The organism is Pseudomonas sp. ICMP 460, from assembly GCF_002723595.1.
Lineage (GTDB): Bacteria > Pseudomonadota > Gammaproteobacteria > Pseudomonadales > Pseudomonadaceae > Aquipseudomonas > Aquipseudomonas kitaguniensis.
On sequence record NZ_LKBR01000046.1, the window covers coordinates 40,598 to 54,423 of the forward strand.

A 13,826-nucleotide genomic window follows, 5' to 3' on the forward strand; every position below is an offset into this window, starting at 1 on the left:
GGAGGGGGCTTGCTCCCGATGGCGGTGTATCAGTCGATTAATGCGGTGACTGACACTCTGCTATCGGGAGCAAGCCCCCTCCCACATTGGATTTGCAGCGTTTTTGCGATGTGTCACTCGGCCACAGACAGGGCGAATCCGCGCACGGCTACGATTCCGGGAACACGCTTAAAACTGTGGGAGGGGGCTTGCTCCCGATGGCGGTGTATCAGTCGATTAATGCGGTGACTGACACACTGCCATCGGGAGCAAGCCCCCTCCCACATTGGAATTGCAGCGTTTTTGCGATGTGTCACTCGGCCACAGACAGGGCGAATCAGCGCACGGCTACGATTCCGGGAACACGCTTAAAACTGTGGGAGGGGGCTTGCTCCCGATGGCGGTGTATCAGTCGATTAATGCGGTGACTGACACTCTGCCATCGGGAGCAAGCCCCCTCCCACATTGGATTTTGGATGCTTTATAAATGGTTATTTGGACACGGGCATCGCAAATTCCGCGCCTTGCTCAATGCTCTCGGACCAGCGCTGCATGATTGATTTTTGCTTGGTGTAGAAGCGCACACCCTCGGTGCCGTAGGCATGCATGTCGCCAAACAGGCTCTTTTTCCAGCCGCCGAAACCATGCCAGGCCATCGGCACGGGGATCGGCACGTTGATGCCGACCATGCCCACTTCAATACGCCGCGAGAATTCGCGGGCGATGTTGCCGTCGCGGGTAAAGCAACTGACGCCGTTACCGAATTCGTGGTCGTTGACCAGTTTCACCGCCTCGGCAAAATCACTCACGCGCACACACGCGAGTACCGGGCCGAAGATTTCTTCGCGGTAGATACTCATGTCTTTCGTCACGTGGTCGAACAACGTCGCGCCGAGCCAAAAGCCGTTTTCCAGCCCCGCTTCGGCAGGCACGTAATCACGCCCATCAAGCAGCAACTGCGCGCCCGCTTGCACGCCCTGTTCGATGTAGCCGCTAATACGCTCGCGTGCAACGCGCGACACAATTGGCCCCATTTCGGCCTTCAAGTCGCGCCCGTCGGTGATGCGCAGCGTCTTGGCGCGCTCGGCCAGGGCGGCGACGACTTTGTCAGCCACATCGCCCACCAGCACCGCCACCGAGATCGCCATGCAGCGCTCACCGGCACTGCCGTAAGCGGCGCCGATCAGGGCATCGACGGTGCGGTCTATGTCCGCGTCGGGCATCACCACCATGTGGTTTTTCGCGCCGCCCAAGCCTTGTACGCGCTTGCCGTTGCGCGCACCGGTTTCGTAGATGTATTGCGCAATCGGCGTGGAACCGACAAAGCTCAATGCTTTGACATGTGGGTGCTCAAGCAGCGCATCCACCGCTTCTTTGTCGCCTTGCACCACGTTGAATACACCTTTGGGCAAGCCGGCTTCACGCAGCAACTCGGCCATAAACAGCGAGGCGCTCGGGTCAGTCGGGCTGGGCTTGAGGATGAAGGTGTTGCCCGCCGCGATGGCAATCGGGTACATCCACATCGGCACCATCACCGGGAAGTTGAACGGCGTTACGCCGGCGACCACGCCCAAGGGCTGGCGCAGCGTCCAGTTGTCCATGCCACGGGAAACCTGGTCGGAATGCTCGCCCTTGAGCAAGTTGGGAATGCCGCAGGCAAATTCAAGGATGTCGATACCGCGGTCGACTTCGCCCTGCGCGTCGGTGAACACCTTGCCGTGCTCGGCGACGATGATGCGCGCCAGGTCGTCTTTGCGCTCACGCAACAGGTGCAGGTATTCGAACAGCACGCGGGCGCGGCGGATCGGCGGCGTGTCGGCCCAACCGGCAAACGCAGCTTGCGCGGCGTCGACGGCTTCACCAACGGTCTGGCGGCTGGCCAGTGCCACGCGCCCGGTCACTTCGCCAGTGGCTGGGTTGTAGACGTCCTGATAGCGATCATCGCGGGAAACGCGCTGGTCGTTGATGTAGTGCTCAAGGGTTGTGGTCATGGCAATCGGTCCCTGGTGATTAGCGTCGAGCCACACGATAGGCTTTCGATTTGTTCAAAACCAGAGCATTATCCAGAACTTATTGTCCTTACAGGCGAACAATAGAACCATGGAAAAGGCTGAGATCGAAGGGCTTTGGACGCACATTCACTGGCTGTCAGTGCTGGAAGAACACGGCACCTACACCGCCGCAGCGGCGCGGCTGGGGGTGAGTAAATCCGCCGTCAGCCAGCGTATTTCCGACTTGGAGAAAGCCACCGGTACACGCTTGGTAACCCGCACCACGCGCAGCGTTCGGTTGACCGATGCAGGGCAGTCATTAACCCGTGAAGTGCGCAGCGCCTACGCGCACATCGCCCGCAGTTTCTCGTCGGTGCGTGACGCTGCCGGCGAGATTCGCGGCCTGGTGCGCCTCACCGCGCCGGTAGCGTTTGCCCGGCAACAACTGGTGCCGCACCTGTCGCAGTTCCTGCAGCAATACCCGCAGGTGCGCATTCAGCTGGAGGTGTCGGACGCGCTGAGTTCGCTGGCGGCTGAGGGTTATGACCTGGCGGTGCGGCACGGCTTTCAAGTACCGGAAACCCACGTAGCGTGGAAGCTTTGCGACACCTCCTCGGTGTTGGTCGCCACCCAGGACTACCTGCAACGCCACGGCGAACCGCATCAGCCCGATGACCTCACCGCGCACAATTGCCTCTACTATCCACGCGGCAGCGACCAGCCCGCCTGGACGTTCGAGCGCGCGGCCAAACAGGTCGAGCGGGTCACGGTGCCCATCTCCGGCAGCTTTTCGACCAACAACAGTGAAGCCCTGCGCGACTCGGCGCTCAACCACTTGGGCATCGCCCTGCTCCCGGATTTCAGTGCACAGGCCGCACTGGCTAGCGGCAAGCTGGTGCAGGTGCTTAAAGGCTGGACGCTCAAGGGCGCGTTTGCCGATGAGATTTATTTGATTCGGCCGTATTCACCGCACGTGCCGAAATCGGTGAGCGCGTTGGTGGCGTATTTGAAGGAGAAACTATCAGATGGGTTCCGGTTTACCGGGTAACGCTGCAAAGCGTGGCACGCTAAATGTGCTGCAAAAAAAATTCCGCACCGCGTCTACATTTCACAGGGTTTTCACAGTCGGGCGCCTAGATTTGACTCAGCTCCTAAGCGAACACCTTTAAGCCCGCGCCCCCATCGTGGGCTTTTCTTTGCCTGCGATTCGGGCTTACCGCACGCCGCGCATCAATCAACGCGTTAGAAAATTTGAATTAGCCTGTTGCCCATCCGGTCAAGAATTATGAACGCAGTAATCTGATGAGGTAACAGCCATGACTATCCAAGCAGAGACACTCGTAAAATTGACCAAAGCGCTACAGGAGCGTGGTCTCAACCTGGTGGCGGATGTTCATTTCACCCGTGCGCCCTATCGGCACAATCACCGCTGGGTCTGCAGCGTAGCGTGATGCTCGCCTTGGCTGGCGGTCAGGCTGTAAAGCAGACCGCCAGCAGCGCTCGCGCAATGGTTTACGTCGAGCGTTTGGGGTTACGATTTTGTTGTTTTTTTACGCCTTTCCCATTCTTTCGTTCGTATTGATGGTGAACAAACCAAACCACCAACAGCAGGCCAGCCAAGCCAAAAATGAGCAGCAACAGCTCTAGTGCGGGACCTTCGTGTGAAAACATTTTTCGTTCCTCGTCCTGAAGTCGCGCGACCTGTAAAAAGCCGCACCCGAAATTATTCGTAACAATTCATACATTTTCAGGTTAGCTGCCGAATCCGTGTGTGGCAACCCTGAATTCGGTTGGAACTATTGATCCAGACGGGTTGTTTATTGAATAACTTGCTGGTAACGGGCGTCACGACTCGGCGGCAAGCGCGCCTGCTGGTCGAAAACCTACAAACCATAGAGACAAAAAACCCGGCGCAGTGGCCGGGTTCGCTGACATGAGGCTGATCAATTGTCGGGGTGCTCACTCGCCACAGAATCGGCAGCGTCCACGTCCGACATATCTTCTTCGAGCGGCGCGCCGTCGTCATGATGCGGCGCGGTAGTCGGGTTTTCATCCCGCCGAGGGTCATGCCCCGTTTCATTGTCTGTGCCACGCGTTACGTCCTGCTGCGACAAGTTGCCTGGTGCATTCTCGTTAATTTCCATGCTGGTTCACCGTGTTAACGCTCGGGAAGTCCGCGGTTGATTATAAGAGGCGGTGGCTCGCTGCGAGTGCCAAGGTTTGGACGAACGGTGAAAACCAATAGGCCAAACCCGTAACCTAAGCTGATTCAACAATCCGAGGGAGGCTGTTATGAAATACGTGAAGCTGGGCAGTACCGGCCTGGACATCTCCAGGCTGTGCCTTGGGTGCATGACCTTCGGCGAACCTGACGCCGGTACGCACCCGTGGACGTTGGGCGAGGACGCAAGCCGGCCCATCATCAAGCACGCCGTAGAGCACGGCATCAATTTCTTCGACACGGCGAACAGCTACTCCGCGGGCACCTCGGAAACCATCGTTGGGAAGCTGCTGAAAGAGTTCACGCGCCGGGAAGAGACAGTGATCGCCACAAAGGTATTCTTTCCGGCCAACATGTGGGAAGGCTCCACAAAGCCGAACGAAAAAGGCCTCTCGCGCAAAGCCATCATGGCGAGCATCGATGCCAGCCTGACACGGCTGGGCACCGACTACGTTGACCTGTACCAGATACACCGCTGGGACTACGACACGCCCATCGAAGAAACCATGGAAGCCCTGCACGACGTGGTGAAGGCAGGTAAAGCCAGGTACATCGGCGCTTCATCGATGTACGCATGGCAATTCGCCAAAGCTCAACAGGTGGCCGTGGCCAACGGATGGAGCAAATTTGTGTCGATGCAGAACTATGTCAACCTCGTGTACCGGGAAGAAGAACGCGAAATGATCCCGCTGTGCCTCGATCAGGGCGTAGGGCTGATGCCTTGGAGCCCGATGGCACGCGGCAGGCTTACGCGGCCGCATGGGCAACAGACCGAACGCACCAAAACCGACCTCTCCGGGCAGTCGTTTTACCAGGCGACCGAAGTTGAAGACGGTCGTGTGATCGATGTTGTAGAGCAGCTCGCCGGCGAGCGCGGTGTGCCAATGGCGCAAATCGCACTGGCGTGGGTGTTGGCTAAACGCGGTGTATCAGCGCCCATCGTTGGCGCCTCCAAAGCCCGCCAATTGGACGACGCCATCGCAGCACTTGACCTGGTGCTCAGCGACGAAGACATCCAACGCCTTGAGGCGCCTTACGTGCCGCATGCGGTCACAGGATTCGCCTGAGCCGCATAAACACGCACTACTCGTTAAGCGCCGGAGCGGCTCGCAGCACAATCTCGGTAATCTCGGCGGGTACACCGAGGCGGATGGGAAAGCCGTTCCACAAGCCAGTGCCGTTGCTCACGTAAAGGGTCATTTTGCCCAGCGCATAACGACCCGAAACAAAACCTTGATTGGCGTAACCCACCACCCGATCCAGGCCGCTGATCATGCCGCCGTGGGTATGCCCGGACAGCTGTAACCCGACACCCGCCGCCGCTGAATCCGCGGCCCCGGCTGGGCGATGCTTCATCAAAATAGTCGGTGCATCGGCGGGTGCGCCGGCAAGAGCTTGAACGAGGTCCGGGCCTTTATGGCCAAACCGGGTCGCGGCCTCGTCGGCGACACCCGCGACCACCCAGGCGTCTGCGCCTTTGCGCAGCACGACGTGCTCGTTCACCAATACTCGTATGCCCAAACGCTCGAACTCTGCGCGCCACTGATCAACATCGAAGTAATATTCGTGGTTGCCAGGGATGGCGAGCACACCCAAGGGAGCGCTCAATTTGCTCAATGGCGCTACGTCTTTCTTGCGAGCCTCCACAGTGCCATCGATAAGATCACCGGTGATCAAAATCGCATCGGCATTCAGCGCGTTGGTGCGCGCTACAACGCCCTCAACCCACTCGGCCTGGAACAGGCGGCTGATGTGCAGATCGGTCAATTGCACGATGCGCAGCCCATCGAGTGAGCGCGGCAGATGCTCAAGGGTGACTTCCACACGCCGTACCTCAGGCAACTGCACCGCCTGATAAACACCCACGGCTGACAGCAGCAGCGCTGCAGCGGCGACAGCGCAGCGCACTCGGGCATTAAACACATCGCTGATCTTGATTCTGCGACACACTGCAACAACAACGCTGACCAGATCGGTCAACAGCGTGAGCACAAACATCAGCACAAAGGCGCAGAACAGCCACCCTGCAATCAAGACGGCGGCGCGCGGCATTTCGGGCGAGAACATCGTCGAGTAAACCGCGATCAGAATAAGGTGATACTTGGAGATGACCAGCAGCGCCACGGCCAACAGCACGCGCCAGCCACGTGCGATGGGAAGCGGCAGCACAAAGCGCCACAGCACGTACAGGTAGGCAACGGTTAGGTAAATGTGAAACATAATAAAAAACACCGCCTAGGGGGTTGGCGCAGCCATTGTTGAGAAGGGTTGATAGTACAGGAGATAGACCTTGCCCTTCCTCATCTGGAACAGTGTGTATAGGGCCAAGAGGCGGCCGGTACTGCATTACCTCTGGCGGAAACAAACGTTACGGCGTTTGATGTTGCTGACCACTGCAACGCAGCTAAGCCAATCGGCGTAGCCACCCATTCACTTGCTCCATGGTTTTGCGTTCTTGCTGCCCCTCCATTACGAACCCTTCCAGCAGGTGAGCGCCGGGCGCAAGATCGGCGATTACGTTCAGGCTGTTGCCCATCCCTTAGCCACGCTTACTAATGAATTCAACTCACAAGGGCGCGCGTGGGCGGGAGGCTAATCATCGCGTGCGCCTCACCGTAGAGTGGGGTCAAGCCATTCAAAGAGAAGCGAAAATGACTGAAGTCACTGTGGTAATGGGTGCGGGTTCAATTGGCCAGGCCATCGCTCGGCGTGTCAGCGCCGGCAAACACGTGGTACTCGCAGACCTGCGGCGCGAAACCGCGGATGCCGCCGCCAAGGTGTTGAGCGATGCGGGTTTTGAGGTCGTGACGGCCGACGTGGATGTGTCGTCCCGCGAATCCGTGCAGGCACTCGTCAGCCTGGCGTCGAGCCTTGGCGACATCACCGGCGTCATCCATGCGGCAGGTGTTTCCCCCTCCCAGGCTGCGCCTGCGACTATTTTGCGTGTCGACCTGTATGGCACCGCGCTGGTGCTGGAATTGTTTGGTGAGGTCATCGCAAAAGGTGGCTCGGCAATCGTCATCGCCTCGCAGTCCGGCCACCGCTTGCCGGCACTGACCGCCGAGCAAAACAAAGCCCTGGCGTTAACCCCGACGGAGGAGTTGCTCGCGTTGCCGATGCTACAACCTGAGCGCGTGACCGAGTCGCTGAACGCCTACCAGATTTCCAAACGCGCCAACTCGCTGCGCGTGGCTGCGCAAGCGGTGCGGTGGGGCAAGCGTGGTGCGCGGGTGAATACGATCAGCCCCGGCATCATTTTCACCCCGCTGGCGCGCGATGAACTCAATGGCCCGCGTGGTGATGGGTATCGCCGCATGATCGAATCTTCTGCAGCCAAACGCGGTGGTACGCCCGATGAAGTGGGTGCCGTGGCGGCGTTGCTGATGGGCCTGAGGGCACGTTTATCACCGGCAGCGATTTTTTGATGGATGGCGGCGTTACTGCACAGTATTGGTACGGCGAGTAACGCGGCTGCATTTCAGCCAGCGCTATCAACGCGATTGCGCCTCAAACAGGCGAGGCGTTGTTCAAGAGCGCGATCGTTGCCCCGCTCCGCGTGGGAATGCATCCCGTGACGCTCCGCGTCACTGCGTCGGTATTATTGCCTTCACCTAACGCTGGATGCAGAGCATCCAAAGCGACATTACCGCGCAGAGCGTGGGAACGATCATGTGAAGTACATCCCCTTCTTACCACTACGATAGCGGTCATTTAGGCCAACGCAGCGGACGCGTCAGATTTAGGGATCTGCAGCCGCATTAGTGAGTATCTGCCCAAGTCATGCAACGTGACTTCGGCGCAGGCTTACGAACGGTCGCACGGCCGTGTCGGAAGCGTCCTGCATCAGTTTTTTTTCCGGTTTGTTAGCGTGCCCGACACTTAAGCGTGTTCAAGCCGGAGGCCTGAGCATCGCCTGCCGCCCCGCTCTCGGATGAAGGATAAGCGCATGTACGCGCCGGCCAATACTGCGCACTTCGCGTTGGTGATTCCCACTGTTCGCAACGACTTCAAGGTGCTGGCGTTTCACGGCACCGAAGCCATCAGCAGCTTGTACGCGCTCCAGGTTGAACTGGTCAGCGAGTACCCTGACTTCGATCTGGAGAGCCTGCTCAGTCAGCCGGCTTTTTTGCAGTTTGGCCTGAACGGCGAAGGTATTCATGGGCGCATCGAGGAGGTGTGCGTGGGTGAAGCCGGCAAGCGCCTGACCCGTTATCACCTGACCCTGGTACCGGCTCTGCACTACTCGCAAATCAGTGTGTGTTATTGGCACGGCGCAGGCTGGGAAATAGCCCACAACCCGGTTCCCGGCGAACACCCGCTGCCTGCCGACCCACCGTGGCTGAGTGTTCCAGTGCCGGCGAGCCTGTCGATGGAGATGCTTCATTCGAATATTTACCGGTATCTGTGGGCAGAACGCAGCGACGACCTGATGCGACTCAGCCAACGCCACGACCCCGGCGAGTGGCTGACGGAACAACTCTCGCAGGCTCAGGAGTGGGGATGGTCGGCGCCTGAACAGGTGCATTTTTTGATTATCAGTAAATTGAATGAAGCTGAGCCACCGCTTATAAAAAATTGGTTACCTCATAACGGCGACGCGCCGCAGGTTCACTTCGAGCGCCTGTTTAATGAAGTGAAGTTTTGGTCTGGGGAGTCATCAGTGTGAGGGTTTTAGGTCGGGTTAATCCACAGTGTTTTCGGGGCTTGTTTGCGTGCGCAATGGCGTTGGTATTTTCGGGCTGTTCGATAGTGCAGACGGAGAGCTTTACTTTTCAGGCAGAACTGCCGGAGAACTTTACTGTTGGTGCGGTTACACATTATGAATCTGTATCAGGTGAGATGTGCTCTAAGCGTAAAGCTTTTCGCAGCAAGCAACCCAAGACGACGCCCCTGGTTGAACTCCAGCTACCGCTAACAGACACGGCGAAGGGATGTTCAATGGTTTTGAAAAAGGTTGTGCTGCATATCGAAGGGAAATGGGGAAAGCGTGACCTGGACATGGATATGGACACTGCGGGTTTATCCATACGTGACGCCCCGTCAGAAACAGTTCGCCCTTTTCCTGCTTCGGGACCTCTGGTCTTTCAGGGGCAATGCCAGTGGTTGTTTCGCACAATGGGTTCGCGTCGTTACATCGTAAAAATCTTACAGTGCCGAGCGCTCGACGCGAATGGAGTCGTGCAAAAACAGCTTGCGGGTGCAACGTTGCAACGTGATCAGTTAGCGGGAAAAACCGTGAAGATGGTGCTGACGGTGGCGAAAGAGGAAACGCCGTACTTTGGGCGTTCATGGCTAGAAACACCAAAGGGTTGGAAGCCATGCGTCGAAACGAAAGAGACTTTTCGTTGCCAGGCTCCACCGACCTTCACCGATTTCAAAATGCCTGACGGACGTGACTGCACCGTCTATCCCAACTGCACTGAATAAGGACATCAAACAATGGATTCGTATAAATCTATGTCACTGGAGCAGTCCGCATGATATGCGTCCGGCACGTTACGCCCCACTACCTTAGATTCTTATTTGTTAGCGCGATGGCGTTGGTCGTTTCGGGCTGCTCAATAGTGCAGCCAAAGAGTTTCACTTTTCAGGCTGAATTGCCGGAAAACTTTACTATTGGTGCGGTTACACATTACGAATCAGAATCAGGTGAGATGTGCTCTAAGCGTAAAGCTTTTCGCAGCAAGGAACGCAACGCGGCGAACTTTGTGGAACTGCAGCTACCGCTCACAGACACAGCGAAGGGCTGTTCAATGGTTCTGAAAAAAGTTGTGCTACACATCGAGGGGAAGTGGGGTAAGCGTGAACTGGAAATGAGTTTACAACGGGCCAGTATAACAATACGCGACGAGCCGTCGGAAACAGTTCGCCCTTTCCCTATTTCGGGACCGTTTGTCTTTCAGGCGCAGTGCCAGTGGTTTTTCCGCACTACAGGTCCGCGTCGCTACATCGTCAAAATCTTGGAGTGCCGAGCGCTCGACGCGAATGGAGTCGTGCAAAAACAGCTTGCGGGTGCAGCGTTGCAACGTGATCAGTTAGCGGGCAAGACCGTGAAAATGGTGCTGACGGTGGCGGAAGAAGAGCTGCCAGCAGTTGGTGACAACTGGGTTAAGTTTCCAACTGGTTGGAAGCGATGTATGGGTAAAGGACTTGATGACCTAGATGCTTTCTGCTTTGGGAATACTATCGATTTCAAAATGTTCAAAATGCCTGATGGTCGTGACTGCACCGTCTACCCCAACTGCACCGAATAAGGACATGAAAAGATGGGTTCGTATAAACCGCTGGAAGATGTGCATAAGCCTTCTTTTAACGACAGGATGTTTGCCTGCCCATTAAAAGGTCATTCGGTAAGTTTTCAGCTAGTGGACGAATTCGGTGATGGCAAACCCTACGCTGGTCTTGCCTATACCCTTCAAGATAGCGCAGAGCAAAAATATAGCGGAGCGCTGGACGCCGAAGGTTTCGCCAAAATTGACAACTGTCATCGAGGGCCAAGCGTATTATCGCTAGATACGGCGTATACGGGAGGAGAACATCCATACAAGAGACTAGCAGAGCGTCCCTCGTACAAACTCCCAATCACCGAACTCCAAGTCCGCGCCGAACAAACCCGTTTCTTTCACAAAGACGGATTTCCTGTCGAACACAACCCCGCGTTAAAAGCAGGAGACACATTTATCCAAGTGGAAGTGCGGGACTTGGTCAAACAGCGCGCGCATTTACCGCCGCCCCTTAAACGTAAATACCCGCCGAATGACCTCTTAATCAGAGCACTTGATGAACTGAGGCTTAGTCCAGAGCCGTTATCTCTGAAGGGTGTCGGGCTGCTGTCTAACCGGCACACGCTACTACAGGTTCGCCCCCTGCGTGCATTCAGGCCCATGCTCTCAACCGACAATGCCTTCAGCGCACTCAACCTGTACCAGCTCGCGATTATGTCGAACTTGAGCTACAACAATTTCGGCCAAAAACCCGCCAAAAAACCTGTGGACACCGTGAGTTTCCCACTGGAACCCAGTGTGGGTAACTTTTTTGGTGAAGCGCTTCCCAACTTTCGAGAAAGCTGGAAGGTGGACAGTTCGCAGTCGCCGGTTCACCGTTTCTACCCACTGTATGAGGAAGTTCCTTACTCGAAGCGCTTTGAAATTTTACCGTTCGACCCAACAATATATGAGCAAAACAAGCCGAGCGACACTCAGGAACATCCTGCCAATCTGCATTTTTTTGATGACACCAGCGAGTACTGGCTAAGCGGCAAGAGCACGCAAGCGTTTATCACGCATCATGACGAGGTGGTGTTGATCGCTATCCGTGGAACGTTGGAATTATCAGATTGGTGGCGTGACGCGGATGCGGCACAAGTTCCTTTCAGCGAGGGTAAAGGCAACGTCCATCATGGCTTTTACGATGCGTATAAGGCGTTAAAAAAGTTCGTTCAGGACTATCTGAATAGGTTTTACATCGACCAAAAAATCATTATCAGCGGCCACAGCCTGGGCGGTGCGATTGCTTTACTGCTGGCGGAAGCATTGCGATCTGATAAAACCAAGAACTACGACGTCCTCCTCTACACCTACGGATCGCCACGTGTAGGTGATTCCACATTCGTCGCCGCTGCCGAGCCGCTGACGCACCACCGCATGGTCAACAACAACGACATGATCCCCGGTGTACCCGCACCGTGGATGAACGCACGGCGAAGCATCTGGATTACCGGGCTTGCGGGACTTTTTATTACCAACCCGGTGTTAGGCATTTTAATTTTCGTCGCAGGCCTGGTTCGGGTGGGTGGCGCGCCTTATGAGCATCACGGCACGTTGCATCACTTTATGCCGGTGAACTTCAACGAAAAGCAACTTTCGTCGATTCTCTGGAACCCGGGGTGTGACTCCCTTGAAGAGGCCGCGTGCACGCGTGCGCTGGCCAAAGACGGCGACCTGCCGTTTCGGGGTGGTTTTATCGATCAAGCCATGAGCCTTGCTGATCACAGTATACCGGGGGCCTATATCCCGTTTTCCTGGGCGACCTTTAGACGCTGGCAACAAACCGAGGAAACCAGGGGCACGGTGGTGACTCAACGTGAATACGATGTGGTTGCGTCGGCACTGACGACCATGCGCAGCAAGGTGCACGACCAACGCAAGCGAACAATGGACACGCTGCGCTACTGCAACAACGACCCCGAGTACCTGCAAACGGTGAGCGAGTTGTCCGACGAGTATTACAAGCTGCAAGATTCACTGCAGCGGCTTGAACGATTACGCGTGCGCGCACTGAGGCGGGTGGATGTTTACGGCAGCGCGGCGCACTCGCCCAACCTGGAAGCCGCTCTGCAACGCTGGAAGGGCCAGCGGGAGAACGCACTGCAGGTGCAAATTGCGATGATTCCCGAGCCGGACGATGTCGCTTCGATGTTCGCCTCCCGCAGCAGCGGGCCATATACATTCGACATCGATTCCATTACCTAGCGGGCGTGACGCGCGGACAATGGGTCGCGAATTCTCGTCATGATCGTTCCCATGCTCTGCGTGGCAATGCTGCCTCAGACGCTCTGAGTCCCGCTATAGAGGAAACTCTCGATGCCTGTGCAATGTGACGCGGAGCGTCACGGGACGCATTCCCGCGCAGAGCGTGGGAACGATCAGCTTAGCGCTGAAGCGCGGCCGCGCCGGGATTGTTTATTTCCTGGCTACGCGCCCATTCGCGTAGCGCCTCGACGAACATGCGCAAAGCCATCGGGGGGTGCCGATTGGCAGGGTAGTACAGGCACGCGCCTGAATAGTACGGCCCCCAATCCGGCAACAGATGCACCAGGCGACCGGCCTGCAAGTGGTCTTCAACCTGGTGCTCCGGCAGCCACGCAATGCCGATACCGGCCAGCGCCGCTTCCGTCATCAAATTGAGGTTGTCCATCGTCATCGGCCCATCGACATCAATGCTGGCGGATCGGCCGAGGTGATCCAGGTCCCAGCGAAACAGCGTGCCGCTGGCGAAGCGGAACCGGATGCATCGATGCGCTTTTAGGTCGTGGGGCGCCATTGGCGCCGGGTGCCGACTCAGGTAAGCGGGAGACGCCACTGCGGCAAATCGCACATCGGCGCCGAAGCGCACCGCGATCATGTCGCGCGGCACGTCGTCATACAGGCGAATACCTGCATCAAAACCATCAGCGACAATATCCACCAGGCGGCTATCGGCCACGCACTCGATATGAATCTGCGGATTGTCCTGAAGAAATTGCGGCATCACGTGACGGAGCAGAGGTTTGAATGACGACTCGGATGCGCTCAGGCGGATCAGGCCCGAAGGCGTGTTGCGCTCTGAGGTGACGTCGTTAACCGCGCATTCGAGCTCGCCCAACAGCGGCTGCACGCGCAAGAAAAGTTGCTCACCGGCCTCGGTCAAGGCGACCGAGCGGGTGGTCCGGTTGAACAAGCGCAGTTCCAGGCGTGATTCAAGCCCGCGCATGGAGTGGCTAAGCGCAGAGGCCGACACACCCAGAATCTTGGCCGCGCCGCTGAAACTGCGTTGCTTAGCGATAGCGACAAATGCGGTCAACTCAGGCAGGCCGGCACGGATCATTGGTGAATTCCCCTCAGGTACTCATGAAGCGATGTGCCAATTGTTGAGCA

The 13,826-nt window shown here is 57.1% G+C and carries 10 protein-coding genes and 3 pseudogenes; 7 read left to right on the forward strand and 6 right to left on the reverse strand.

The window, feature by feature from the left end; translation table 11 throughout:
* Positions 1–470: 470 nt before the first annotated feature.
* Positions 471–1,970, reverse strand: coding sequence for a CoA-acylating methylmalonate-semialdehyde dehydrogenase (locus tag AO240_RS22790; RefSeq protein WP_099239449.1), 1,500 nt, complete (start codon positions 1,968–1,970; stop codon positions 471–473).
* 109 nt (positions 1,971–2,079) lie between these two features.
* Between AO240_RS22790 and AO240_RS22795 the strand changes: the two genes are divergently transcribed.
* On the forward strand, positions 2,080–3,018 hold the full coding sequence (locus AO240_RS22795; RefSeq protein WP_099239451.1) for a LysR family transcriptional regulator: 939 nt from the start codon (positions 2,080–2,082) through the stop codon (positions 3,016–3,018).
* Positions 3,019–3,482: 464 nt separating this feature from the next.
* Here AO240_RS22795 and AO240_RS28685 read toward each other — a convergent pair whose 3' ends face one another.
* Positions 3,483–3,641: a hypothetical protein gene (locus AO240_RS28685; RefSeq protein ID WP_177445858.1), complete on the reverse strand. Its 159-nt coding sequence runs from the start codon at positions 3,639–3,641 to the stop codon at positions 3,483–3,485.
* A gap of 272 nt (positions 3,642–3,913) precedes the next feature.
* The gene (locus tag AO240_RS22800; RefSeq protein WP_058413262.1) at positions 3,914–4,114 is read right to left on the reverse strand and encodes a hypothetical protein; all 201 of its coding nucleotides are present in this window, start codon (positions 4,112–4,114) and stop codon (positions 3,914–3,916) included.
* A gap of 148 nt (positions 4,115–4,262) precedes the next feature.
* Here AO240_RS22800 and AO240_RS22805 point away from each other — a divergent pair, with 148 nt between their 5' ends.
* Entirely contained in the window at positions 4,263–5,258 is a 996-nt protein-coding gene (locus AO240_RS22805) for an aldo/keto reductase (RefSeq protein WP_099239453.1), read from the forward strand.
* A 16-nt stretch (positions 5,259–5,274) separates the two neighbouring features.
* On the opposite strand, the gene AO240_RS22810 is transcribed toward AO240_RS22805, so the two are convergent.
* The gene (locus AO240_RS22810) at positions 5,275–6,411 is read right to left on the reverse strand and encodes a metallophosphoesterase (protein WP_099239455.1); all 1,137 of its coding nucleotides are present in this window, start codon (positions 6,409–6,411) and stop codon (positions 5,275–5,277) included.
* A 184-nt stretch (positions 6,412–6,595) separates the two neighbouring features.
* Positions 6,596–6,730 (reverse strand): annotated as a pseudogene (locus AO240_RS29080) (flavodoxin); the annotation flags it as partial.
* 112 nt (positions 6,731–6,842) lie between these two features.
* On the opposite strand from AO240_RS29080, the pseudogene AO240_RS22820 reads away from it, so the two are divergent.
* From AO240_RS22820 to AO240_RS22840, 5 genes and pseudogenes are all read left to right on the forward strand, one after another.
* Positions 6,843–7,657: pseudogene (locus tag AO240_RS22820) on the forward strand (SDR family oxidoreductase).
* A 480-nt stretch (positions 7,658–8,137) separates the two neighbouring features.
* Positions 8,138–8,446, forward strand: a pseudogene (locus AO240_RS22825) (contractile injection system protein, VgrG/Pvc8 family); the annotation flags it as partial.
* Positions 8,447–8,910: 464 nt separating this feature from the next.
* A complete protein-coding gene (locus AO240_RS22830) occupies positions 8,911–9,618 on the forward strand; it encodes a hypothetical protein (protein ID WP_099239457.1) in 708 nt (235 codons plus the stop codon).
* Between the two features lie 107 nt (positions 9,619–9,725).
* Positions 9,726–10,445 (forward strand): hypothetical protein, encoded by a 720-nt coding sequence (locus tag AO240_RS22835; RefSeq protein WP_099239712.1) that lies wholly within the window; start codon positions 9,726–9,728, stop codon positions 10,443–10,445.
* A gap of 12 nt (positions 10,446–10,457) precedes the next feature.
* The gene (locus AO240_RS22840; protein ID WP_177445859.1) at positions 10,458–12,662 is read left to right on the forward strand and encodes a lipase family protein; all 2,205 of its coding nucleotides are present in this window, start codon (positions 10,458–10,460) and stop codon (positions 12,660–12,662) included.
* A 178-nt stretch (positions 12,663–12,840) separates the two neighbouring features.
* On the opposite strand, the gene AO240_RS22845 is transcribed toward AO240_RS22840, so the two are convergent.
* Positions 12,841–13,776 carry a LysR family transcriptional regulator gene (locus tag AO240_RS22845; protein ID WP_099239459.1) on the reverse strand — a complete coding sequence of 312 codons (936 nt, stop codon included), beginning with the start codon at positions 13,774–13,776 and terminating at the stop codon, positions 12,841–12,843.
* Between the last annotated feature and the right edge of the window lie 50 nt (positions 13,777–13,826).